At 69.9% G+C, this 23047-nt stretch carries 17 protein-coding genes and 1 pseudogene; 3 read left to right on the top strand and 15 right to left on the bottom strand.

The features are described from left to right. Window positions 1-144: 144 nt before the first annotated feature. The 4 genes from STRIP9103_RS30635 to STRIP9103_RS30620 form a co-directional block, all read right to left on the bottom strand. Window positions 145-2334 carry a hypothetical protein gene (locus STRIP9103_RS30635; RefSeq protein WP_009326878.1) on the bottom strand — a complete coding sequence of 730 codons (2190 nt, stop codon included), beginning with the start codon at window positions 2332-2334 and terminating at the stop codon, window positions 145-147. Window positions 2335-2493: 159 nt separating this feature from the next. Then, the gene (locus tag STRIP9103_RS30630) at window positions 2494-2925 is read right to left on the bottom strand and encodes a DUF6113 family protein (RefSeq protein WP_009326869.1); all 432 of its coding nucleotides are present in this window, start codon (window positions 2923-2925) and stop codon (window positions 2494-2496) included. Between the two features lie 64 nt (window positions 2926-2989). After that, on the bottom strand, window positions 2990-3961 hold the full coding sequence (mshB, locus tag STRIP9103_RS30625) for an N-acetyl-1-D-myo-inositol-2-amino-2-deoxy-alpha-D-glucopyranoside deacetylase (protein WP_009326864.1): 972 nt from the start codon (window positions 3959-3961) through the stop codon (window positions 2990-2992). Between the two features lie 143 nt (window positions 3962-4104). After that, the gene (locus STRIP9103_RS30620) at window positions 4105-4299 is read right to left on the bottom strand and encodes a hypothetical protein (protein WP_005480627.1); all 195 of its coding nucleotides are present in this window, start codon (window positions 4297-4299) and stop codon (window positions 4105-4107) included. A 200-nt stretch (window positions 4300-4499) separates the two neighbouring features. Here STRIP9103_RS30620 and STRIP9103_RS30615 point away from each other — a divergent pair, with 200 nt between their 5' ends. After that, window positions 4500-6653 carry a prolyl oligopeptidase family serine peptidase gene (locus STRIP9103_RS30615; RefSeq protein ID WP_048821287.1) on the top strand — a complete coding sequence of 718 codons (2154 nt, stop codon included), beginning with the start codon at window positions 4500-4502 and terminating at the stop codon, window positions 6651-6653. Window positions 6654-6846: 193 nt separating this feature from the next. Here the strand turns inward: STRIP9103_RS30615 and STRIP9103_RS30610 are convergent. The 11 genes and pseudogenes from STRIP9103_RS30610 to STRIP9103_RS30560 form a co-directional block, all read right to left on the bottom strand. After that, window positions 6847-7233, bottom strand: a pseudogene (locus tag STRIP9103_RS30610) (peptide ABC transporter ATP-binding protein); the annotation flags it as partial. A gap of 67 nt (window positions 7234-7300) precedes the next feature. After that, window positions 7301-8464: a zeta toxin family protein gene (locus STRIP9103_RS30605; RefSeq protein WP_048821286.1), complete on the bottom strand. Its 1164-nt coding sequence runs from the start codon at window positions 8462-8464 to the stop codon at window positions 7301-7303. A gap of 350 nt (window positions 8465-8814) precedes the next feature. After that, the gene (locus STRIP9103_RS30600) at window positions 8815-9114 is read right to left on the bottom strand and encodes a hypothetical protein (RefSeq protein WP_009326875.1); all 300 of its coding nucleotides are present in this window, start codon (window positions 9112-9114) and stop codon (window positions 8815-8817) included. Between the two features lie 172 nt (window positions 9115-9286). Next, entirely contained in the window at window positions 9287-10009 is a 723-nt protein-coding gene (locus STRIP9103_RS30595; RefSeq protein ID WP_009326854.1) for an HAD-IA family hydrolase, read from the bottom strand. A 102-nt stretch (window positions 10010-10111) separates the two neighbouring features. Continuing rightward, window positions 10112-11254 (bottom strand): ABC transporter ATP-binding protein, encoded by a 1143-nt coding sequence (locus STRIP9103_RS30590; protein WP_009326855.1) that lies wholly within the window; start codon window positions 11252-11254, stop codon window positions 10112-10114. Window positions 11255-11267: 13 nt separating this feature from the next. Continuing rightward, a complete protein-coding gene (locus STRIP9103_RS30585) occupies window positions 11268-12329 on the bottom strand; it encodes an ABC transporter ATP-binding protein (RefSeq protein WP_009326893.1) in 1062 nt (353 codons plus the stop codon). A 10-nt stretch (window positions 12330-12339) separates the two neighbouring features. Then, a complete protein-coding gene (locus STRIP9103_RS30580) occupies window positions 12340-13317 on the bottom strand; it encodes an ABC transporter permease (RefSeq protein ID WP_009326879.1) in 978 nt (325 codons plus the stop codon). 107 nt (window positions 13318-13424) lie between these two features. Continuing rightward, complete coding sequence (locus STRIP9103_RS30575; protein WP_009326885.1) at window positions 13425-15227, bottom strand: ABC transporter substrate-binding protein; 1803 nt, start codon at window positions 15225-15227, stop codon at window positions 13425-13427. 103 nt (window positions 15228-15330) lie between these two features. Next, window positions 15331-16371, bottom strand: coding sequence for an ABC transporter permease (locus STRIP9103_RS30570; protein WP_009326872.1), 1041 nt, complete (start codon window positions 16369-16371; stop codon window positions 15331-15333). A gap of 448 nt (window positions 16372-16819) precedes the next feature. Continuing rightward, on the bottom strand, window positions 16820-18727 hold the full coding sequence (gene typA / locus STRIP9103_RS30565) for a translational GTPase TypA (RefSeq protein WP_048821292.1): 1908 nt from the start codon (window positions 18725-18727) through the stop codon (window positions 16820-16822). A 434-nt stretch (window positions 18728-19161) separates the two neighbouring features. Next, window positions 19162-21471 (bottom strand): ABC transporter family substrate-binding protein, encoded by a 2310-nt coding sequence (locus tag STRIP9103_RS30560; RefSeq protein ID WP_009326859.1) that lies wholly within the window; start codon window positions 21469-21471, stop codon window positions 19162-19164. Window positions 21472-21854: 383 nt separating this feature from the next. Between STRIP9103_RS30560 and STRIP9103_RS30555 the strand changes: the two genes are divergently transcribed. Then, on the top strand, window positions 21855-22145 hold the full coding sequence (locus STRIP9103_RS30555) for a hypothetical protein (RefSeq protein WP_009326892.1): 291 nt from the start codon (window positions 21855-21857) through the stop codon (window positions 22143-22145). Window positions 22146-22204: 59 nt separating this feature from the next. Then, window positions 22205-23041 carry a hypothetical protein gene (locus STRIP9103_RS30550; protein ID WP_048821285.1) on the top strand — a complete coding sequence of 279 codons (837 nt, stop codon included), beginning with the start codon at window positions 22205-22207 and terminating at the stop codon, window positions 23039-23041. The last annotated feature ends 6 nt before the right edge of the window (window positions 23042-23047 follow it).

Genomic DNA, 23047 nt, shown 5'->3' with positions numbered 1-23047 from the left:
GGCGGGTTTCGCTCACCGGCGCCGACAGGGTGCCGCTGCGCCCCGTGAGGGGCGCGGGGAACTACGCGACCAGCCACATCGGGCCCGCGGCCGGAGAACAGCCCGCACCCCAACGGCGCACACGGCTCGACCCCGGCGGAGCGGTCAGCTCGGGTTCGTCTCGATGACCGCGACCCTGTCCGTCTTGCTCCTCAACGCCAAGCGCAGCGCGCCGTAGACGTCCTCCACCGTGACCGGGGTTTTCTCGCCGGTGGCTCGGGTGATCAGGACCTCGTCGAAGGTGCCGCCGTAGAGCTCCTTGAGGGCCTTCTCGTTGTAGGAGTCGACGAGCTTGCCGTCGACGGCCTTGACGGTGAGGAACTTCCACAGGGAGTTCTGCGGGCTCAGCTGGATGCTGTGCGCGGCGTCCGTCTGGACGGTGACGGTGGCGGACATCGCCGGCTCGGCGAACTCCTTCATGAACCGGTCGACCTCGGCCTTGTCGACCGACGGCTCCTGGGTCTTGGTCGGGAGGTTCACGGCGTCGGCCTTGCCGGTCTCGACCAGGGTGCGGTACGCCTCCTCGACGGCCGTGACGGACCCGGTGGCGTCGATGCCCTTGCCCTCCTTGCCGTAGACGGCGACGGCCTTGCCCGGCTCGTACTTGACGGTGCCGTCGCTCGCCGTGCCGGAGCTGCCCGCGGCGCGCTGGAGGGCGGCCTGGAGCTTCTCCTTGTCGACGGGCATGACGGGCTCGACGACCCGCTTCTGGCCGAAGAGGGAGCCGATCACGGAGACGGGGTTGTAGTCGCTGACGGCGGCGGCGCGGACCGTGTCCTGCATGTCGAACTGGAGTCCGGCCTGGTCCGGCCTGAGGGAGATCGTCTCGCCGTCGACGTTCAGCTTCAGCGCCGACTCCGCACGGTCCTCGAAGGCCTCGTCGAGCTTGTTGACGGCCTCGTCGCGGGTGCCGCCGCCGATGTCGACCCCGAGCACGGTGGTGCCCTTGGGGACGTCGGAGTGGTTCATGAGGAGTCCGGCGCCGTAGACACCGCCGCCGAGGACGACGACACCGCCGACGAGCATCCCGAGCTTGCTGCGGCCCTTCTTCTTGGCCGGCTTGGCGGGCTTGGCCGACTTCCCGTCCTTCGCCCCGCTGGGCTTCTGCTGCGGGCCGGGATCGGGCAGCTTCGGCGGCGTGTGCCGGGTCGCGCCGTCGCCCGGGCCGAACGGGGCGCCCTGGGTGTTCGGCGGCACCACGGGGATGCCACTGGTCAGGGTGTGCCCGGAGGGGTTGTCCAGGGCGGAGCCGGAGCCGCCGTAGCCCTGGCCGCCGGGCTCGGGGGCGGGCCGCTGCGGGGTGAGGATCGCGGTGTCGTCGCTGAGGCCGCCGGAGTGGGAGAAGTCGGCGCCCGGGCTGGAGAAGTCCGCGCCGGGGCTGGAGAAGTCCGCACCGGGGCTGGAGAAGTCCGCACCGGGACGGGCGAAGGGATCGCCCGGGGTGGCGGGCGGGCCGAGCGGGCTGTCGCCGGTGACGGGACCGGTGGTCGGGCCCGCGGGGCCGGAGTGGCCGTTCGGTCCGGAGGGGCCGTGCCCGGCGCCGTTGTCGGAGAAGTACGGCAGCTCCTCGCGCTCGGACTTGGTGGCGGCGAGCGCGGCCGAGACGTCGAAGGAGCCGGTGCCGCCGCCGTGGCCGGGAGCCACCGGTCCGGCGCCGGTGGCACCGGGGAGCCCGGCGCCGTTCGTACCGCCGGGCCGGGAGCCGCCGCCCATGCCGGGGCGCGGGGCGCCGGGCCGGGCGCCGCCGGGGCCACCGGCCAGCGGACCTGCGCCGTTGCCGCCGCCGGGGCGGGGGCCCGGGACGGAGCCGCCCGGCGCGCCGGAGCCCGGAGTGGGTGCCGGGCCCGTGGTGAACCCGGCGCCATTGCCGGCGCCGCCGCTCGTCCCCTTGGGCGCGGCAGAGGCCTTGCGTGGCGCGAACCAGTCGCTCGTCGGCCTGTCCTCGGCCGCCGGGGCCGGTTCCGGCGCGGGGGCCGGGGGGTCCGTCAGCACGGGCATGGCCGTGGTGCCGGTGGTCTCCGACTCGGACCCGGCGTCGTCCGCCGCTCCCTCGCCGACCGGCTTGCGGACGACGACGGGCGGGATGGGGCGTGACCCGGGGATGTTGATCCGGACCCGCGTCGTCAGCGTGGTCTCGGTCTTGGGCCCGTCCGGCCGCTCGCCGGCGCCCGGCCGGGCCGTGTCGGCGCCGTTGTCGGTGGCCGCGGGCGTGCCGTACGGCGGTGTCCCCGACGGGTACGCGGTGCTGCCGCGCCCATGGGCCCCGGAGGACGAAGTGTCAGTTTCACGACTCAAGGCAGGTTCTCCCGGTTTGCTCCGCCGCCCGTCACGACCTCAACTCAGCGGACAGCTCGGCGGCGCGCACCACCATACTGGCCACTTCCGGCGCGTATCCCACGACCGAGGGGGAAACCCACACGGGACCCGCACCTGCGTACTGCGGCGAAGTGGTCGTCACTTCCCAAGTCGGGCGCCGGGCCCGGTCGGTTGCCGCCCCCAGCCAAGGGTGGCGCACATCACAGCGACCGCCATGCCACCGAGCAGGAAGAGATACGAGCCCACTCCCGCGGCGAAGAGGAAGTCTCCCTCCGGCCGGGTGGCGGTGAGCAGGATGACGGAGACCATCCAGCCCGCGGCGGGCGCAACGGCCCCCGATCGGGAGCCCGTCGCCCGGGCGCCGCCCAGGAAGAGCCCGGCCGCACCGAGCAGTGCGAGGAGCAAACCGCCGGGGAACCAGGCGGCTTGGACCAGGCACCCGGCCACTCCGACCACGGCTCCCAGCACCAGGAGCCCCAGGAGAGCGGCACTCCGGCCGAGCCGGGGCAGGGTCAACGGCCGGGCGAGGGCGCTGCCTTGCCCGGGCGGGTGTCCGTCCGTCGACTTCATCGCTCGCCCGCCTCTCGGCCATCGCCCACGGGCACCGTTCGTTCGCCATACACAGTCGTACGCATCAAACGCCCGTTCCGTTCTGATCGCCCTCGAAAGAAACCCCGGGAACTCCCTCGAACAAGTCGTTCTCCCGGCCCCCTCCTTCGCGCCGACCGCGCACCAGCTCGTAGTACTCGGTGGTGAGGAGGGGCTGCGCCAGCTTGTTGGAGAGGGCGAAGTACGGCTCGGCGACCACGATCTGGGTGGCGTGTGCACGCATCGCGGCGGCCTTCGCTGCCGCGAAGTCGGTGCCGTCGATCTCGGTGGTGACGATGTGGTCGTCGACCACTCCGGGTACCTCGGTGACGGCGGCGGCCTGCTCGAAGGAGAGCCGTCCGGGTTCGGCGAGGTCCTGGCGGAGACGGCCGAAGCCCTCCAGGATCACTCCGCGCGGCATGCGGTTCCAGTAGACCTTGGCGATCTCCCAGGGCTCGCCCAGGTCGGGGCGGAAGTCCGGGTCGGGGCTCAGGTCGGCGGCGCGCATGGCGACGCGGTGGGCCTGGATGTGGTCGGGGTGGCCGTAGCCGCCGTTGGGGTCGTAGGTGACGAGGACCTGGGGGCGTACCTCGCGGATGATCTCGACCAGGTGGGCGGCGGCCTCGTCGACGTCGGCGGTCCAGAAGGAGCCGGGGCGTTCGTTCTGCTCGACGCCCATCATGCCGGAGTCGCGGTAACGGCCGGGGCCGCCGAGGAAGCGGTGGTCGGAAACGCCGAGCTCCTTCATGGCCTCGGCCAGCTCGCCCACTCGGTGCGGGCCCAGCGCGTCGTCGCGGTCGGGCGCGAGATGGGCGAGGCGGGGCGGGATGACCTCGCCCTCCTCGCCGAGGGTGCAGGTCACCAGCGTCACACGGGCGCCCTCGGCCGCGTACTTGGCCATGGTCGCGCCGTTGTTGATCGACTCGTCGTCCGGGTGCGCGTGCACCAGGAGCAGTCGGCGAGCGGAGCGAGATGAGGGTCCCCCCGGCCGAAGGCTGGGGGAGGGCAGATCCGTCATGGGGCCCACCCTACGAGGCCCCGGACCCTACCTGTGCCGGACGTGGGCATTCACAGGAACGGGCAGGCCGCGGGGGCAGGGGACGGCCCCCGGCGGTCGGAGATGTCAGAGGTGGCCGGGGGCGTCGGAGGTGGGCGGAGGTGTCAGAACTTGATACTGCCGATCATGCCCGCGATGTTGGTCGTCAGCTCGCTGATCGTCGGCGCGATGGTCGAGGAGGCGAGGTAGAAGCCGAGCAGGATACAGATGATCGCGTGTGGTGCCTTCAGCCCTGACTTCTTGATCAGGATGAAGACGATGATCGCCAGCAGCACCACCGCCGAAATCGAGAGTGCCACGGCGGCTCACCTCCAATAAGTTCCCTGGGACCTGGGGAGCGAAGCAGTTGTCAATCCATGACGAGGGTGACGCAGTTGTAAATCGATACAGCGGCCAGCAGGTTCATACCCACTCAGCGGTAGTGATCATAACTATCCAAACGCGCGCATCGATCGGCGCACGGCCGCACAAGGGGGCGCATGGCCAATATGGTCGAGGGATGACGACCGAGCCCGAGTCCTTTCCCCGTCGGCACGCCCGGACACAGCGTTTCAGTCTCGGCGCGCCGCGTGCGTTCTCCGTCGCTCCCGACGGTTCCCGAGTGGTGTTCCTGCGCTCCTCGTCCGGCACCGACCGGGCCAACAAACTGTGGGTGCTGGACGTTCCGGAGGGCGAGCGGAGCGAGACGGGGGTCCCCCCGGCCGAAGGCTGGGGAAGGGTCGCCGCCGACCCCGGCGCGCTGCTCGGCGGCTCCGCGGAGGAGCTGTCGGCCGAGGAGCGGGCGCGCCGCGAACGCAGCCGTGAGGGCGGCGCCGGGATCGTCGGCTACGCCACCGACACAGCCGTGGAGTTGGCCTCTTTCGCCTTGTCAGGGCGGCTTTTCGTGGCCGAGCTGCGGGCCGGGACGGCCCGTGAACTCGACGTCCCCGGACCGGTGATCGACCCCCGACCCTCCCCCGACGGCCGGTACGTCGCCTACGTCGCCCGGGGCGGTCTGCGGGTCGTGGAGGCGGAGGGCGGCAACGATCTGGCCCTCACCGAGGAGGGCACGGAGAACGTCACGCATGGCCTGGCGGAGTTCATCGCGGCCGAGGAGATGGGCCGCTCGCGGGGCTTCTGGTGGTCGCCCGAGTCGGACCGGCTGCTCGTGTCGCGCGTGGACGACACGCCGGTGCGCCGATGGTGGATCTCGGACCCCGCGCAGCCGGAAAGGGAACCGCAGCGGGTGGCGTATCCGGCGGCCGGCACCGCCAACGCGGACGTCCGACTGTTCGTGACCGACCTCTCCGGAACCCGTACGGAGGTCGTGTGGGACCGGGCGCGCTATCCATATCTGGCGCATGTGCACTGGTCAGCGGCGGGTGCGCCGCTGATCCTGGTGCAGGCGCGGGACCAGCGCAGCCAGCTGTTCCTGGCCGTGGACCCCGACACCGGGTCGACCCGGATGGTGCACGCCGACGAAGATCCACATTGGCTTGAACTTTTCCCCGGGGTGCCGTCATGGAGTCCGTCGGGGCAGCTCGTGCGTGTCGCGGACGAGGGCGGCGCGCGGGTGCTGGCGGTCGGCGAACGCCCGCTGACCGGGCCGCAGTTGCATGTCCGCGCGGTGCTGGACATCTCGGACGACGACGTGCTGATCTCGGCCTCGGCGGGCGAGGCGGCCGGCGAGCCGGAGATCGGCGAGGTGCACGTCTACCGTGTGAACGAGCTGGGCGTGGAGCGTGTGTCACGGGAACCCGGCGTGCACTCGGCGGTGCGTGCCGGGGGCGTGACCGTACTCGTCTCCGCCGTTCCGGACAAGCCGGGGGCCCGAGTGCAGGTGCTGCGGGACGGCACGCGTGTGGCGACGGTGGCGTCTTGTGCGGAAGATCCCGGTTTCTCCCCGCGCGTGCGGCTCACACAGGGGGGCGCACGCCGCGTACCGTGCGCCCTGCTTATGCCTACGGACTACGACGGCGACACTCCCCTGCCGGTCCTCATGGACCCCTACGGCGGTCCGCACGGCCCCCGGGTACTGGCCGCGCACAACCCACACCTCACGTCGCAGTGGTTCGCCGACCAGGGTTTCGCGGTGGTGGTCGCCGACGGACGCGGCACCCCCGGCCGCTCCCCCGCCTGGGAGAAGGCCGTCCACAACGACTTCACCCTCTCCCTCGACGACCAGATCGACGCCCTGCACGACCTCGCGAAGTCGCACCCGCTCGATCTGTCCCGGGTGGCGATCCGCGGCTGGTCGTACGGCGGCTATCTGGCGGCCCTGGCCGTACTGCGCCGCCCGGACGTCTTCCACGCCGGCATCGCGGGCGCCCCCGTCACCGACTGGCGGCTGTACGACACGCACTACACGGAGCGGTACCTGGGCGATCCGACGGCGACCCCAAAGACGTACGCCAAGAGTTCGCTGGTGACCGACGCGGGGCTGTCCGCGCCCGCCGAACCGCACCGCCCGCTGATGATCGTGCACGGCACCGCCGACGACAACGTGGTCTTCGCCCACGCCCTGCTCCTGTCCTCCGCCCTCCTGGCAGCCGGACGCCCGCACGAGGTGCTGCCACTCTCCGGGGTCACGCACATGACCCCGCAGGAGCAGGTCGCGGAGAACCTGCTGCTGCTTCAGGTGGACTTCCTGAAGCGCTCGCTGGGGCCGCAGTAGGCACGGCGACGGGCCGGGGAGACATGGCGCGCCCCGGCCCGTCTACGGCACCCGCACGGCCGTACGCGTTTTAGGTTCGCGCGTCCGTATATCGGAACGAGGTCAGCCAAGTTGCCTGCGTGTTAACGCGGTTGGGGCCCATTTATGCGATTATCGTCCCTCGTCGCCGCGATCGTCCGGGGTCCTCGCCGGATTACCGGCCGGGCTCCTCCGGCGGTACGACCCGCCCCGGCGCGGAGCGCCTCATGGGTACGGCCTGCGCGAAATGGCAGGCGGTGTCATGGGCCGCCGGCCCGGTGGTGTGCGGGAACTCCGCGGGCACCGCCGGCATCGGCGTCTCCGACGCGCACCTCTCCTGGGGGTGGATCTCGGCGTCGCGGCCGATCTCGACGATCCGCCCGAGGTACATCACCCCGACCCCATCGGAGACGTGCCGCACGATCGACAGGTCGTGCGCGATGAACACCTACGACAGCCCGAACTCCCCCTGGAGCCGCTCCATCAGGTTGATCACCTGGACCTGGGCGGAGACGCCGAGCGCGGAGACCGGTTCGTCGGCGAGGATGATCTCGGCGCGCATTCCTCCAGCGCCGGGGTGCCGATCCACTATCGGACGATATCGGGCCATATCACGCTCAGGCAGGGGCTCAGCGGCTCCGGTTGGGGCCCGGGTTGTTGTGGGGCGGCGGGGTGGTGGGAGGGCGGTTGGGGGACTGGGAGGTGCCCGGTGTCCCCGGTGCTCCCGGCGTCCTGGGCACCCCCGGTGCGGTGTTCGGAGACACGCCCCGTGACCGCAGCGTGGCCGCCGAGGAGATACCGGGGGTGGTGGGTGCGGCCGGGGAGGCGCCGGGAGCGGTGGGTCCCGTGGGCGCCGCGCCGGGAATGGCGGGTGCGGCCGAGGTGGCCTCCGGCGCGCTCGGTGCCGTCCGGAGGCTCGTGCGCAGCGCCGTCAGGCGGTCGGACACCGACGGGTGGGCGTACGGCTGGGCGGCGGCGATCGCGTCGGAGACCAGCTCTCGCCAGCGAGGTTGGATCGGCTCGCCCAGCTCCTCCGGCTTGACCTTGGCGAGCTTCTCGGCGGTATCGGCGAACCACTCCGACTCGGCCTGCGTCCAGGGGCGTTCGCGTTCCGCGAGCAGGGCGCCGTCCGTGCCGGTGGGGCGGGTCCAGTCGCCGTCGGGGCCGAGGGTGTTGTGGTGGAGGGCGGTGCCGTCGCGGCGGTAGACGGTCACCGAGTCCGCGAGCCGCTCCGCGTCGATGACCTGCGCGCTGGCGATGACGCCGGGGAACGAGCGGTCGGGGTCCTCCACGAAACGAGCGCCGCCCTGGGCCAACCGGTCGGTGTGGTACCGCTCCAGGACTCCGAGCCGGCTCAGCGCGGAACCGCCGGCGACGAACACCACGTCGACCTCGTACCCGGCCTCGCGGAACTGGTTCAGCAGCCGCCGGGTGCGCTCGGGGTCGTCCTGCGCGGTGTCGAACAGCACGTCGAGCCGCCGGTCGATGGCCTCGCCGATCGCGGTCTCCACCCAGGCCCGGGCGTCGTGATGGGTGTAGAAGCCGGCCGTGGTGTCGTCGGCGCGCAGCAACTCGGTCCACTTGGGGTGCAGTTCACGGATGCCGTCGCTGGAGATCTTCACGACCTCCCGGTCGCCGAGCAGCGCACGGGCGACACTGGACTTGCCCGACCCCGGCTGCCCACCGAGCACGATCACCCTGGGCCGCGCGGACTCCTCACCGACCAGCACGGCCGGCGCGATGACCTCCCGATACACCTGGTCATGCCGCTCGGGCGAGAGAGCGTGCCGCAAGGGATCCAACTCCGGCACCGACGAACGGGGTTCCGAGGCCTGCGACCGGGACTCCGAAGCCTGCGGCTGGGGCCCTGGAGCCTGCGGCCCCGATCCCGGAGGCCCCGGCTGAGACCCCGAAGCCTGCGGCCCCGACCCCGCAGGCCCCGGCTGGGACCCCGAAGCCTGCACCCCCGATCCCGCAGACCCCGGCTGGGGCCCCGAAGCCTGCACCCCCGATCCCGCAGACCCCGGCTGAGACCCCGAAGCCTGCACCCCCGATCCCGCAGACCCCGGCTGGGGCCCCGGAGGCTGTCGTCCAGGTCGGGAAGGTTCCTGCCCCGGCTGTGCCCCCGCGGCTCTCTCCCCCGTCATCGTCCCTCCTCCACGGCCCGTCGGGCCGCCGGGCCGTGCTCCTCCACCACGCGTCGCAGTTCCTCGGGGCTCATCTTCCGCACCCCGCGCAGCAGTTCGGCGTACCTCTGGCTCTCCGTGGCCCAGCGGGCGACCAGTTCGGGGTCCGGCTCGGCGGCCTCGCGCGCCAGCCGCAGTCGTTCCGCCGCCCAGCCGGTCAGCAGGCCGAGGATGCCCTCGGCGGAGTCCAGGTCCTGGGCGGAGGGCCCGGCGAGCAGGGAGAGATCGTGGCTGCGCAGGTCATCCGGCTCGGGCATGTCGAGGTCACTCCTCATGACGGGCGTACGACGAGACAGAACGTTTCTCGGAGGCACGGCTCACATGCGCGGGTGCACCCCGCCTCACGTCCCCACCCCTCCCCCTCCCACCACGCCCACATCTCCACCCACGGTTCCGTCCCCGTCCCCGTCCCCGTCGACGCCCCTGCGCCTACGCCCCCGTCCACGCCCCCTCGCCCCCGCCCCCGCCCCCGCCCCCGGCCATCGCCCCCAGTACGGCCCCCGCCGCCTCCTCCAGGGACCCGAAACACGCATGCGCGTCCCCGAGTTCCTCGGCGCGATGCGTGGACGCCACCGCGTACACCACGCATCCGGCCGCGAGCCCCGCCGCCACGCCCGCCGGCGCGTCCTCGACCACCAGGCAGCGGGCCGGGTCGACGCCCAGTCGGGCCGCGGCGGTGAGGTACCCCTCGGGGGACGGCTTCCCCTCGGACACATCCTCGGCGCACACCCGTACCTCCGGCACGACCAGCCCCGTACGGGCGAGCCGGGCCGCGGTCGGCTCGGCACGGCTGGAGGTGACGACGGCCCACCGCCCCGCCGGCAGCGCGCGCAGCAGCCCGGCGGCTCCGGGGAAGGCCCGGAACCCGGGTTCCTCCGCCGCCATCAGCCGGTCCAGCGCCCGGTGTTCCTCGACGGGGTCACGCCCGGGCGCCACCAGCCGCAGGATGTCGGCCCGCCGCCTCCCCTGCGTGGCCAGCCACACCGCCTCGGGGTCCAGCCCCCGAGCCCGCGCCCAGGCCCGCCACACCCTCCCGTGCGCGTCGGCGGTGTCGATGAGCACCCCGTCCACGTCGAACAGCACGGCGGCTGCCATCGCCCCGTCGTCTGCCACCCGTCGCCCCCGCATCAGATCGTCGGCGCCCGAGGACACGTCGCCGGTCCCCGGAGTCGCTGAAAACGCTACAGGGCCCGCCGCGCGCCAGCGATGTCACTGTCGTACGGCAGGCCCCGCGTCGAGCGAGAGCACGAACGGTCAGTCCTTGGTGACCTTCGCCCCGGACTCGTCCGCCGCGCTGTCCTCCAGCGCCTTGAGCGCCGGGTCGAGGACTACGTCCTCGACCCGGGCCTCGGTCGTCGGGTCCTCCGGGAAGTGGCAGGCCGTCAGATGGCCGTCGTGGTTGCCGGAGAGCTGGAGCAGCGGCGGCTCCTCGGTGGCGCACTTGTCCTGCGCCTTCCAGCAGCGGGTGCGGAAGCGGCAGCCGGAGGGCGGCGAGATCGGCGAGGGGACGTCGCCGGAGAGCCGGATGCGCTCCTTGTCGTCGACCTCGTCGGCCAGCGTCACCTCGGGGACGGCGGACAGGAGGGCGTGGGTGTAGGGGTGGCGGGGCCGGGTGTAGATCGACTCCCGGTCGCCGACCTCGACGACCTTGCCGAGGTACATGACCGCGACGCGCTTGGAGAAGTGCCGGACGATGGCGAGGTCGTGGGCGATGAAGAGGAAGGCGATGCCCAGCTCGTCCTGGACCTTCTGGAGCAGGTTGACGACCTGCGCCTGGATCGACACGTCGAGCGCCGACACCGGCTCGTCCGCCACGATCAGCTTCGGGTTCAGGGCGAGCGCGCGGGCGACCCCGATGCGCTGACGCTGACCGCCGGAGAACTCGTGCGGGAAACGGTTGTAGTGCTCGGGGTTGAGGCCGACCAGCTCCAGCAGCTCGCGGACCTTCTTCTCCCGCCCGCCCTCGGGGTTGATCCCGTTGACCTCCATCGGCGACTTGATGATCGTGCCGACCGTCTGCCGCGGGTTGAGGGAGGAGTACGGGTCCTGGAAGATCATCTGGATCTCGGACCGCACCGGCGCCAGCTGCTTGCGCGAGGCGTGGGTGATGTCCTGGTCCTTGTAGGTGATCCTGCCGCCGGTGGGCTCCAGCAGACGCGTGATCAGCCGCCCGGTGGTGGACTTGCCGCAACCGGACTCGCCGACCAGGCCGACGCTCTCGCCGACGCCGACGGTCAGGTCGATGCCGTCGACCGCCTGCACGGCACCGACCTTGCGCTTGATCGGGAAGCCGCCGTAGATGGGGAAGTGTTTCGTCAGGCCCTCGACCTTGAGGAGCGTTTCGGCCGAGGCGTCTTTGGCGTCCTGCTGCTCGGGGAGGGTGAGGTTGTCGCTCATGTCTCGGTTCTCCCTAGCGCAGCCGCGGCTGGATCTTGTCGATGAAGATGGTCTGCTTCTGCTCCGCCGACAGATGGCAGGCGGAGGCCCGACCCGCGCCGAGCGGCGGTCGCTCGGTGCTGCACCGGTTGCCCGAGACCTCGCCTGTGAAGGCGCAGCGCGGGTGGAACGGGCAGCCGGAGGGCGGGTTGAGCAGGCTGGGCGGGGAGCCGGGGATCGGCGTGAGCGCCTGGCTGGTGTCGCCGCCGAGGCGGGGCATCGAGCTGAGCAGACCCCAGGTGTAGGGGTGCTTGGGGTCGCGCAGCACCTCGCGGACGCTGCCGCGCTCCACGGCCCGGCCGGAGTACATCACCAGCAGGTCGTCGGCCATGTCGGAGATCACGCCGAGGTCGTGGGTGATGAAGATGATCGCGGAGCCGAACTCCTGCTGGAGGTCCTTGAGCAGGTCGAGGATCTGCGCCTGGACGGTCACGTCGAGGGCGGTCGTCGGCTCGTCGGCGATCAGCAGGTCGGGGTCGCAGACCAGGGCCATGGCGATCATGGCGCGCTGGCGCATACCGCCGGAGAACTGGTGCGGGTAGTCGTCCACGCGCGTCTGGGGCTGCGGGATGCCGACCTTGGTCAGCATCTCGATGGCCCGCTGCCGGGCCTCCTTCTTGGAGGCGCCGGTGTGCTTCATGAACGGCTCGGCGATCTGCCGGCCCACCGTGTAGTACGGCGAGAGCGCCGTCAGCGGGTCCTGGAAGATCATCGCGACCTTGTTGCCGCGGAGCTGCTCCAGCTCCTTCTCCTTGGCGGTGACGAGCTCCTGCCCGTCGAAGACGATCTCGCCCTCGACCGTGGTGGTCTTGGGGTTGTGCAGACCGAGGATCGTCAGGTTGGTCACGGACTTGCCGGAGCCCGACTCGCCCACGATGCCCAGCGTCCTGCCGCGCTCGACGTCGAAGGAGAGCCCGTCGACGGCCTTGACAATGCCGTCCTCGGTGGAGAACCGCACCCGCAGGTCGCGGACCGAGAGGAAGGCCTCCGGCCCGGTCGGGGCCTTCTCGCCTTCGGTCTTGGTCAGAGTGGTCACGGTATTTCTCCTAGCTGAGGCGCACGCGCGGGTCGATGTAGGCGTAGGCGATGTCCACGATGATGTTCAGCATCAGGATGAAGAAGGCGCCGAACAGCATCACGCCCATCGTCAGCGGGATGTCCTTGTCGGTCGAGGACTCGACCGCGAGACGCCCGATGCCGGCCAGGTCGAAGGTGAACTCCGTGACCACCGCGCCGGACAGGAGCGCGCTCAGGTCCATGCCGATGATGGTGACGATCGGAATCAGCGAACCACGCCAGGCATAACGGAAGAATACGTACCGCTGAGGCATGCCCTTCGCCCGGGCGGTGCGGACGTGTTCCTCCGAGAGCTGCTCGATCATGGTCGAGCGGGCCATACGCGTGTACTGCGCGGTGAAGATGGTCGCCATCACGGCCCAGGGGATCAGCAGGCCCATGAACCAGCCCGCCGGGTCCTCGGTGAACGGCACGTACTTGGGGCTCTCCATCCAGCCGGTGCTGTAGACGAAGATGCCGAGGACGATCGGGCCGAGGAAGTAGATCTGGAACGAGCTGAGCACCATCGAGGCGCCGCTGACGGCCTTGTCGACCGGGGTGCCGCGCTTCCAGGCGGCGAGCAGACCGGAGCCGAGGCCCAGGATCAGGAAGATGATCAGGCCGCCGATGGTCAGCGACAGGGTGAGCGGGAAGCGGTCGACGATGGAGTCCCAGACGAACTCGCCGCTCTGGAACGACACACCCAGGCACGGCGCGGAGCAGTGCCCCACCGCGAAGTCGCGGCCGACGACGATGCCGGACATGAACTGCCAGAACTGCGTGGTGATGGGCTTGTCGAGACCGAGGTTCTCTCTGATGACCGCGATGTTCTCGGGGGAGCAGTTCTTGCCGCAGGACAGCTGCGCGAAGTCTTGGGGGATCGTATAGAAGAGGAAGAACGTGAAGGCGCCGATCAGGAACATGATGACGACGGCGCCGATCAGCCTGCGGATGAGGAACTGAAGCATGGCGGGTGGATGCTCTCTTCGGAACTCGGCGGTCGGAGGGGGTGGTACCGACCGCGGGGGTGCGCTCCGCCTGGCGCACACCCCCGCGGATCAGCCGGGCTGACGGATTACGGCTGCTTCAGGAACAGGTCGTTGATGTCGATGTAGCTCGACTCCGTGCTGTACCGGGCACCACCGATGTTCGATCCGAAGAGCTGGATCTGCTTCGAGTAGTAGACCGGGGCGGCCGGGTTGATCTCCTCCACGATGCGGTGGTGAGCCTCTTCCCACGTCTTGGCCGCGGCCTCGGGCTGCTCGGTCAGCGCCTTCTTGATGAGGACGTCGACCTTGTCGTCCTTGATGTGCGAGTAGTTCGAGCCACCGTCGGCGACGAGCGTGCCGTCGTAGACCGGGGTGATGACCGTGGACGGGGAGGACCAGTCCTGGCCCCAGCCGGTCATGTAGAGGTCGTACGGGTTGTCCAGCTTGCCGACCTGCTCGTAGAAGCTGGCCCGGTCGATCTCCTTGGCCTGGACGTCGTAGCCGAGCTTGCCCAGCGTGTCCTTGATGATCACCATCTGGGCCTGGCCGCGCGGGGTGTTGGAGTAGGCGTAGGTGAGCTTGGTGCCCTTCTTGACACCCGCCTCCTTCAGCAGCTCCTTGGCCTTGTCCAGGTCACCGTTGGGCTTCTTGGTCTTGCCGAACGGGTCGTAGGACGGGTCGTAGCCCGGCAGGGTCGGCGCCATCAGACCGCCGGCGACCTCACCGCCGTAGCGACCGCCGTCGGCCTGGACCATGGCCTGGGACGGGATCGCGTAGGTGATCGCGTCGCGGACCTTCTTGTCCTTCATGTTGGCGCTGTCGAGGTTGAAGGTCATCTGCCACACGTAGGGCTGGTAGCCCTGGATCGTGCGCTTCCTCGTCGCGGGGTTGCCGATGACCGTCGACATCTGCGCCGGGTCCACGGAGTCCGTGAACTGGATGGCGTTCTTGGCCTCGCCCTGGTCGGCGATCAGACGCTTGGTCTGGCTGGCCTGGTCGATGGTGGTGGTGAAGTTGTAACCGTCGACGTACTGGTGACGCACCGAGTCCGTCTTCGGGTCCCACTGGTCGTTCTTGACCAGGGTCAGCGACTTGCCCGGCTTGTACTCGGAGATCTTGTACGGGCCGAGGGCGGCCGGGGCCTTGTCGTACTTCTCCTTCGTGTCCTGCTTCTCGGGCACGATGGCGTAGCCGGCCATGGCCAGGGCCTGCGGGAGGTCCGGGCGCGGCTGGTCGAAGTGGAAGACGACCGTCTTGTCGTCCGGGGTCTCCAGGACGGAGTCCGGCAGGTGCTTGCCCTTGAACGGACCGTCCGGCAGCGCCTTGCGGTAGTCGGAGCCCGACAGCCAGCTCTGGATGTAGGTCGGGCCGTCGAAGATGAACTTGGCGTACTGGCGCTCGATGGTGTGGCGGACGTCGGCCGAGGTGATGGCGTTGCCGTCCTCGTCCTTGATGCCGTCCTTGAGCGTGTACGTCCAGGTCTTGCCGCCGTCGGAGGACTTGCCGGAGTCGGTGGCGATGTCACCGACGACCGTCAGGTTGCCCTTGTCGTCCTCCTGGTAGTTCGTCAGACCGCGGTGCAGCAGGTTGGCGAGCTGGCCGGCGTCGGAGACGTAGATCTGACCCGGGTCCATGTGGGTCATGTCCGACTGCGCGTAGACGTTGATGACGCCGCCGGACTTGGCGCCCTTGATCTCCTTGGCCGGGCCGGTGGACGCCGCGGCGTCACCGTAGGCGACAGGCTTCGACTGCTCGGCGGCGTCTTTCTTGGACTTGGAAGTGTCCTTGGTGTTGCTCTTGCCGTTGTCCGCGCAGCCGGCGAGCGCCAGCGAGCCGGCCACGAGGGCGACGGCCACGGCGCGCGTGGTGCGGTTTCTGATGGGCTTCATGATGCCAATGCACCTACCTGTCGATAGTTGTCCACGAGTACTGCCTGACGGCCCGGGTGAGCCCGGATCGGGGGTGGCAGTCCCCCCACCCACCAATGGACGATTACCGTCCGGTCTTGGGGTCGAATGCGTCCCGGACGGAGTCGCCGAGAAGGTTGAAGCAGAGCACGAAGATCACCATCGCCACGCCCGGGAAGAACATGAACATCGGGTCCTGCTCGTAGACGTCGGCGCCGATGGCGAACATGCGGCCCCAGTCGGGGGTGGGCTCGACGAAGCCGACACCGACGAAGGAGAGGAAGGCGATGGAGAGGATCGTGCTGGGCAGGATGTACGTGCCCTGCACCAGGATCGGGGTGACGATGTTCGGCAGGATCTCCTTGCGCACGATGCGCCAGGGCGAGGCCCCGGACACCTTGGCCGCCTCCACGAACTCGCGCTCGCGCAGCGAGAGCACCGAGCTGCGGACCAGACGGGCCAGGCCCATCCAGCCGAGGAACCACATCACGAGGATGATGGCCACGGCCCGCAGATAGGTCGGCGTCTCGTCGCGCGGGTCGACGAACAGCGCGGTGACGACGGGCATGAAGGCGATGAAGAACAGCTGCTGCGGGAAGCCGAGGAAGAAGTCGGTGATCCGGCCCACCCAGTAGTCGACACGACCGCCGAAGTAGCCGCCGACCATGCCGACGAGGACGCCGGTGATGACGCTGGCCAGGGTGACGATCACCGCCATGTAGAGCGAGGTCCGCATGCCGTACAGCAGCATGGTGAACACATCGCGCCCCAGCTTGGGCTCGACACCGAACCAGAAGTCACCGGACATGCCGCCGAAGGAGCCGGTGGGCATCGCGAAGTCGTCGAGCAGGAACGGGTAGTCGGGCTCCTGCGCGTACAGCGTGTACGGGTCCTTGCCGTACAGCTTCGAGATGACCGGCGCGAGCGCGGCGACCACGAAGAAGAAAAGCACTACGCACGCGGAGACAACTCCAGTACGGTCACGCTTGAACCTTTGCCACATCAACTGCCCGGGGGAACGGCCCTCAAGCTTCTTCTCACCCTTGGCGCCCTCGGGGGTCGCCTCGAGCTCGGGGTCCAAGGCGACCGCGGACCCGGAGCCCTCGGCCTTGGTTGGACTTGTCATGTCTGTTCTTCCCCCGGGGGGTTGGAGAGTTGAGCGCAGCACAGATACCGGCGGGTTCTGTGGTTTGGGGGAACTTTCGCCAAGGCGGTCAACGCGCGTCAAGGGCGGAAGACATAGGGATCTCCCTACCGTCCATATTTTGAGCAAAAATTGCAAAGATTGACACCTAAGCGCGCTTGACAGGTGAACCATAGACTTCGCGAAACGGACATTTAAGCAGGGATTTTTGTTTACATGTCCGAAACTTGATCGCCGGATCACCGATATCCGAACAGCGCTTCACAGCACGCAGACAGCGAAGCGAACAGTTCGGGCCGCTGGATCGAACTCCCCCACATGGGGACACAATGTGTACCCGATGCGGGCACGCCGGAAACCCGGTCCCCCCGTACGGCGGGGGACCGGGGCTTCCCGGAAGGCGGTTGTCGAAGCGTCAGACCAGCGCGGATCAGCCGTGCTTGGCGCGGCTGGCGGCGCGGGCGCGCTCACGGGCGTCCAGGTTCACCTTGCGGATGCGTACGGCCTCGGGGGTCACCTCGACGCACTCGTCGTCGCGGCAGAACTCCAGGGACTGCTCCAGCGACAGCTTGCGCGGCGGGACGATGGACTCGGCGACGTCAGCGGTCGAGGACCGCATGTTCGTCAGCTTCTTCTCCTTGGTGATGTTGACGTCCATGTCGTCGGAGCGGGAGTTCTCACCGACGATCATGCCCTCGTACACCTCGGTGCCCGGCTCCACGAAGAGCACACCGCGCTCCTGAAGGTTCGTCATCGCGAACGCGGTGACGGCACCGGCGCGGTCGGCGACGAGCGAGCCGTTGTTACGGGTCTGGAGCGTGCCGAACCAGGGCTCGAAGCCCTCGTGGATGGAGTGCCCGATGCCCGTGCCCCGGGTCTGGGTCAGGAACTCCGTACGGAAGCCGATGAGACCGCGCGAGGGCACGACGAACTCCATACGGACCCAACCCGAGCCGTGGTTGGACATGTTGTCCATCCGCCCCTTGCGCACACCCATCAACTGCGTGACGGCACCCATGTGCTCCTCGGGCACGTCGATCGTCATGCGCTCGACCGGCTCGTAGACCTTGCCGTCGACCTCCTTGGTGACCACCTGCGGCTTGCCGATGGTCAGCTCGAAGCCCTCGCGGCGCATGGTCTCGACGAGGATGGCGAGGGCCAGTTCACCGCGGCCCTGGACCTCCCAGGCGTCGGGGCGGTCGGTTTCGAGGACGCGGAGGCTGACGTTACCGATCAGCTCACGGTCGAGCCGGTCCTTCACCTGACGGGCGGTCACCTTGCGGTCCTTGACCGCCGCCTTCGCGTCGGCGCCCTTGCCGGTGCCGCCGCGGCCGACCAGCGGGGAGGTGTTGGTGCCGATGGTCATGGAGATCGCCGGCTCGTCCACCGTGATGAGCGGGAGCGCGACCGGGTTCTCCGGGTCGGCGAGCGTCTCGCCGATCATGATGTCCGGGATACCGGCGACGGCGCAGATGTCACCGGGCCCGGCCTTCTCGGCGGGCTTGCGCGTGAGCGCCTCGGTCATCATCAGCTCGGAGATGCGCACATTGCTGACGGACCCGTCGCGCTTCATCCAGGCGACGGTCTGCCCCTTCTTCAGCTCGCCCTGCTGCACGCGCAGCAGCGCGATACGGCCGAGGAAGTTGTCGGCGTCCAGGTTGGTGACGTGCGCCTGGAGCGGGGCGGTCTCGTCGTACGTCGGCGCCGGGATGTGCTCCAGGATGGTCGAGAAGAACGGCTCCAGGCTGGTGGAGTCGGACGGGACCGTGCCGTTCTCGGGCTTGGTGAGCGAGGCGACGCCGTCCCTGCCACACGCGTAGACGATGGGGAACTCGATCTGGTCCTCGTCGGCGTCCAGGTCGAGGAACAGGTCGTACGTCTCGTTGACGACCTCGTCGATCCGGGCGTCCGGGCGGTCCGTCTTGTTGATGCACAGGATGACGGGCAGCCGGGCCTGGAGCGCCTTGCGCAGCACGAAGCGGGTCTGCGGCAACGGGCCCTCGGAGGCGTCGACGAGCAGCACGACGCCGTCCACCATCGACAGACCGCGCTCGACCTCGCCACCGAAGTCGGCGTGGCCGGGGGTGTCGATGATGTTGATCGTGATCGGGTCCCCGCCGTCCTTCGGGTGGTACTTCACCGCCGTGTTCTTGGCGAGGATCGTGATGCCCTTCTCACGCTCCAGGTCGTTCGAGTCCATCATGCGGTCGTCGACGGAGTCGAGCTGGTGGGCGGCGAAGGCACCGGCCTGCTTCAGCATGCCGTCGACGATGGTCGTCTTGCCGTGGTCGACGTGGGCGACGATGGCGACATTGCGGATGTCGTGACGTGTGGTCACAGCCATATTGCGGCGTTCTCCCGGAGTGTGAGGACGGCCCTGCTGCGTACGTCTGTGTTACGCGGGCCCTGCCGGGCTGGACACGCCACGGCCTCACCCCATGGTACGGGGCCGCTGCCGCTGGGCTCGGCCGGGAGGCTCGCGGGGGCCGGGATTGTGAGGTACTCGGCAGTGCTGTGGGCGGGTGCGGCTGGTCCTGGGCGGCGCGGACTCGTCTGCCGGGTGCCTGTGCCTGTGCGTGGGCGGGTGCGGCTGGTCCTGGGCGGCGCGGACTCGTCTGCCGGGTGCCTGTGCGTGGGCGGGTGCGGCTGCTCGTGGGCTGGTCGCTCCCCCACTCTCGACTTCGCTCGAGCGGGAGGGACCCCCATCGCGGCGGAGCCGCATGTCCCACACTGCCCCGCGCCCCTCACGGGGCGCGGGGAACCTGCCACCGCCTACGGCCGGGGGCGGTTCGGTGCGTGTCGTCCGGGCTTCCGCAGGAAGCCCATGTCCTCGTACACCGGTGTCTGGAAGCCGAAGGCGCCGGTGTTGGCGAGGTTGGTGCGGGTGGCGATGAGCTGGGGGCGTTGGTAGAGGGGGATGGAGCCGGCGGCGGCCCAGATGCGGGCGTCGGCCTTGCGGATCAGGGAGCGGGTCTCGGACTCGTCGAGAGTGGAGACCGCCTGGTCGAAGAGCTGGTCCACCTGGTCCGTGCCGACCCGGGTGTAGTTCTGCTCGACGATCAGCGAGCCGTCCGCCGCCGGCACCGGCTTCGCGTAGATCGGCCGGGCGTCGGTGGCCGGGTACGCGGAGGTGGGCCAGGAGTAGAGGGCGAGGTCGTACTGCCCGTTGGCGATGTGGTCCTTGAAGTAGCTCTCGTCGGCGACCTTGGAGATCTTCGCGTGGATCCCGATCCGCTCCAGCATGGCGGCGATGCGTTTCCCGACGGTCCGCAGCGACTCCGTGCCGGGGCCGGACGGCAGCACGAAGCGGAGCGTCAGCGGCTTGCCGTTCTTGACCAGCGGCCCGCGCGCGGCATCGGCGGGCACCCGCGTCCCCTCCGGCGCGTACGCCCCCGGAGAGCCCCCGGGCGCGTACCGCCTGCCGTCCTGGGCCAGGTGCTTGGCCTCGTCGCCGTAGGTGGTGTCGTGTGTGTCGTACGGCTTGTTGTCCTCGCCGACGATGTACGTGCCGTCGTCCTCGGGGGACTCGGAGTCACGCTTCCCCTTCGCCTCCTTGCCTCCCTTTGCCCCCTTGTCGTCCTTGTCGTCCTTGTCGTCCTTGTCGTCCTTGTTCTTCTCCCCCTCCGACCCAGCCGCCTTCTTCTCCTTCTTGAGCGGTCCGCCGCGCTCCCATCCGGCGTCGGCGAGCAGGGCCCGCGCCTCCTTGGTGTCCTCGTCGCCGAGGGCGCCGCTGTTGTCGGCGTACGCGGCCTGGCCGGCGAGGGCGAGGTGGTTGCCGACGGGGACGGCGGGCAGGCCCAGGGGCTTCAGGACGAGGGCGGCGAGTTCCTTGCGGTCGAGGGCGCGGGCCACCGCGCGGCGGACGCGTTCGTCGGCGAGGGGGCCGTCGGAGCCGTTGAGGGCGAGCTGGGTGAAGGCGGGTTCGAGGGACCGGCGGACCGTGAAGTCCCGCAGGGCGGACTGCTGAGCCGTGTACTCGGCGATCGCCTTGCGCCGCTTCTTCCGCGCGCTGATCTCGTCGTCCGCGGCCTTCTCGTCCGAACCGTGCGCGATCGCCCACGACCGCAGGGAATCGGCGGGGCTGAGCCGCTCACCGTCGGAGCCGTACGCGAGCGGCCCAGGAGCACCGGCACCCGCACCCGAGTCGGCCCCGGCACGGACATCAGTCCCGGCTCCGGCACCGGCACCGGCACGCCCTCTGTCACCCCCCGCCCGCATGATCCGCTTGGCCTGCGCCGCGTCGACCTCCGCGACGTCGACCTTGTCGTCGACGAGCGCCTCGACCCGCTCGTCGCGCGGTACGGCGCGCAGCACCAGCTCCGAGAGCTTCGCGGGACGGCCCCACCAGCGGGGGTTGCGGGTGAGGGTGATCTCGCCGCCCTTGCGGTCGACCTTCTTCAGCGCGAAGGGCCCGGCGGTGACCTTGAGCTTCCTGCGGGCGCCGTCGTTGAAGGAGTCGGGGGTGCCCGTCACCTGCTTCGGGTACAGCGGCGAGAACAGCGACTTCCAGTCGGTGTAGGGGCGGGCGAAGGTGACCCGGACCTCCAGGTCGTTGCTGCCGCGTTCGACTTTCTCGATGCGTTCGTAGCCCGCGTTCCGGGCCGTCCAGTACGCGGAGTCCTTGCCGGACAGGGCCCGCCACTGCGCGGCGAAGTCGGCGGCGCCGATCTCCCGGCCGTCGCTCCAGACGGCCTGCTGGCTGAGCTTGTAGAGGACGACCTGCTTGGGCTCGCGCTCGACGATCTTCGCGGACTCGAGGTAGTCCGGGTTGAGCCGGGGGCGCCCGCTGGCGTCGAGGCGGTACATCGACGGCAGCACCGCACCGGCGACCCGGGAGGTGGTGGCGTCGGCGTCCGCCTGGAAGGTGTTGAGGGTCTCCGGTACGGCGTCCACGGCCCAGCGCAGGGTGCCGCCGTCCCTGACCAGGTCCCGGTCGGCCGGGGCGATGTCCTGGTCGGCGACGGGCTTGCCCGCCGGGTCCTTCTCGCTGCAGGCGCTGAGCAGGGGCACCGCGAGCGCACCCGCGGTGAGGAAGGCGACCGAGCGCATGACCGCGCGCAGTCCGACGCCGTCGTGGGACATCTCTCTACCTCCGGTGGGCCGCACTACCGGCGAACGGGGTTTATGATCACTTTTGGGTGCATATGGAGCTGATCAGATCTATGGCCACACACTGAAGAGGAAAGGAGGCACAGACCGACGGCGACACGGCGACGGGGAGCGAAAAGCCACCCGTGCGGCGCAACGCGCCCCACCCGGCTCCAGCGCGACACGCCACACGGGCACCGGCACGACGCGCCGTACCGGCCCCGGCGCACACCGAGCGTGCATGGGCGTGCACGGGAGGCCTGCAATCCGCCAATCGATGCACATCCCTTCACAGCACAACGTGTGACGCGCAACACTCGCAGGCGCATGAACGTTGCCGCCTCGGCGTCCACGACCCGCGGAAGTGAGGGCAAGTCATGTCCGTGCAAGATGAACTGACATCGGTCCAGCGGTGCCTCGACGACCTGTACCGGTCCGTGGGGCGCCTGGAACAGCAGATCGGCAGCGGCGGGCTCGACATACGTCGCGTCCGCACCGACGCCGACCATCTGCGCGAGAGCGTCGCGCTGCTGCGCGAGACCGCCGTCGGCGGTCCCTCCCCCAAGCGCCCCGAACTCGTCGCCATCCCCGACACCCCGTACGACGACTCGCTGTGGACGGACTCGGACGACGAGGGACTCGGCGCCCGCGACCGCCACGCCCCCTGAACGCGAGGCGTCCCGAGAACCCGACGACCGAAGCAACAGCACCCGACCGGGAGTCCACGTTGGCCACTGGTACGGAACCACCGGCGACACAACCCCATACCGGCCGCGGCGGCGTGCGCACCGGCACGCGCGCCGCGATCGCGGCCCCGCATCTGCGGACCGACCGGTGGTGGCTGGCCCCCGCGGCCACCGCCGCCGGTCTGCTGGCCTTCATCGTGTACTCGACCTGGCGGGCCTTCGCGGACACGCACTATTACGCGGCCCCGTACGTCTCGCCGTTCTACTCGCCCTGTCTGGCGGAGCGCTGCGAGCCGATGCACGCGGGCCCCAACTGGGAGATCTTCGGCAGCTGGTGGGGCATCTCACCGGCGATCATCATTCTGATCTTCCCGCTCGGCTTCCGCCTGACCTGCTACTACTACCGCAAGGCGTACTACCGCGGCTTCTGGGCCTCCCCGCCCGCCTGCGCGGTGGCCGAGCCGCACAAGAAGTACACCGGCGAGACCCGCTTCCCGCTGATCCTGCAGAACATCCACCGCTACTTCTTCTACGCGGCCATCCTCGTCGCCGGAATCCTGACGTATGACACCGTCCTGGCCTTCCGCGACGAGAACTACGAGTGGGGCCACATGGGCGTCGGCACCCTCGTGTTCCTCGTCAACATCGTGCTGATCTGGGCGTACACGCTCTCCTGCCACTCGTGCCGGCACATCGTCGGCGGCAAGCTCAAGCACTTCTCCAGGCATCCCGTGCGCTACCGGATGTGGCAGTGGGTCGGGAAGCTCAACGCCCGCCATATGCAGCTGGCCTGGGCGTCGTTGGTGAGCGTGGCGCTCGCCGACTTCTACGTGTACCTGGTCGCGTCCGGCGCCTTCGACGACCCGACCATCTTCTAGCCGGAA

The organism is Streptomyces ipomoeae 91-03 (genome assembly GCF_000317595.1).
In the GTDB taxonomy this organism is placed as follows: Bacteria; Actinomycetota; Actinomycetes; order Streptomycetales; family Streptomycetaceae; genus Streptomyces; species Streptomyces ipomoeae.
Note: the sequence above shows the minus strand (reverse complement) of the source record. Positions and strands in the feature narration are given on the sequence as shown.

Bases quoted from the DNA above. Each gene is read 5' to 3' on its own strand.
- STRIP9103_RS30630 (WP_009326869.1), bottom strand. From the start codon at position 2,925: ATGAAGTCGACGGACGGACACCCGCCCGGGCAAGGCAGCGCCCTCGCC.
- mshB (WP_009326864.1), bottom strand. From the start codon at position 3,961: ATGACGGATCTGCCCTCCCCCAGCCTTCGGCCGGGGGGACCCTCATCT.
- STRIP9103_RS30615 (WP_048821287.1), top strand. From the start codon at position 4,500: ATGACGACCGAGCCCGAGTCCTTTCCCCGTCGGCACGCCCGGACACAG.
- STRIP9103_RS30600 (WP_009326875.1), bottom strand. From the start codon at position 9,114: ATGCCCGAGCCGGATGACCTGCGCAGCCACGATCTCTCCCTGCTCGCC.
- STRIP9103_RS30590 (WP_009326855.1), bottom strand. From the start codon at position 11,254: ATGAGCGACAACCTCACCCTCCCCGAGCAGCAGGACGCCAAAGACGCC.
- STRIP9103_RS30580 (WP_009326879.1), bottom strand. From the start codon at position 13,317: ATGCTTCAGTTCCTCATCCGCAGGCTGATCGGCGCCGTCGTCATCATG.
- STRIP9103_RS30575 (WP_009326885.1), bottom strand. From the start codon at position 15,227: ATGAAGCCCATCAGAAACCGCACCACGCGCGCCGTGGCCGTCGCCCTC.
- STRIP9103_RS30570 (WP_009326872.1), bottom strand. From the start codon at position 16,371: ATGACAAGTCCAACCAAGGCCGAGGGCTCCGGGTCCGCGGTCGCCTTG.
- STRIP9103_RS30560 (WP_009326859.1), bottom strand. From the start codon at position 21,471: ATGTCCCACGACGGCGTCGGACTGCGCGCGGTCATGCGCTCGGTCGCC.
- STRIP9103_RS30555 (WP_009326892.1), top strand. From the start codon at position 21,855: ATGTCCGTGCAAGATGAACTGACATCGGTCCAGCGGTGCCTCGACGAC.